This is a genomic window from Listeria fleischmannii subsp. fleischmannii LU2006-1, from assembly GCF_000344175.1.
Classification (GTDB): domain Bacteria; phylum Bacillota; class Bacilli; order Lactobacillales; family Listeriaceae; genus Listeria; species Listeria fleischmannii.
In genome coordinates this window covers 1-681 of record NZ_ALWW01000093.1, presented here as the reverse complement: position 1 = coordinate 681, position 681 = coordinate 1, and the positions used below count along the sequence as shown (strand labels likewise).

Sequence of the window (681 nt, the reverse complement as noted above, 5' to 3'; positions counted from 1 at the left end):
CTCATCATCATATTTATAAAAAACGTGATCAATCTTCACAAAATCTTCTGCCATTATTCGCACCTCTCTTCTACAGGCTACACCTTATTCATTATAGTATAAAGCAGCACTTCACGCAAAGCCTCTTTTTGTAAAAAAAGGGAGTCTTAAAAATCCGCCACATCCCCCTACACCCCCGCCACTCTCCCGCCATCAAAATTGCTTTTTGGGAAAAACAAAAAACTCAAAGCGATGACTTTGAGTCCGGACAGAAATAAAAAAAGCCTGCGCCCTCTTCGTTTTAAACAAAAGAAGGCGCACAGAGCTAGACAAGACAAGTTTCCTTGCTTATCATGACACTCTACTTGCTTTCATACATTTACTATTAAACTAACTCGATAATTACCATTGGTGCACCGTCACCACGACGAGGACCTTTTTTATAAATACGAGTATATCCACCTTGACGATCAGCATAACGAGGTGCTACATCATCAAATAGTTTTTGAAGCGCGTATACCGCTTGGTTTTTCTTCACAGTTTCACCGTTTTTAGTTACGTCAACTTGTTTAACATCAGCAACTTCATGGCGAACAAAAGCAGCAGCTTGACGACGAGCGTGCAAGTCACCTTTTTTACCGGAAGTAATAAGTTTTTCAACAACTTTACGAATCTCTTTAGCGCGAGCTTCAGTTGTTTCGA

Annotated in this window: 1 protein-coding gene; it reads right to left on the bottom strand. The window is 40.2% G+C overall.

Translation table 11 applies throughout. The annotated features are described in order from the left end of the window. Window positions 1-364: 364 nt before the first annotated feature. Window positions 365-681 (bottom strand): 50S ribosomal protein L17 (gene rplQ / locus LFLEISCH_RS14380; protein ID WP_007478115.1); only part of this gene is annotated, 317 nt, incomplete at its 5' end.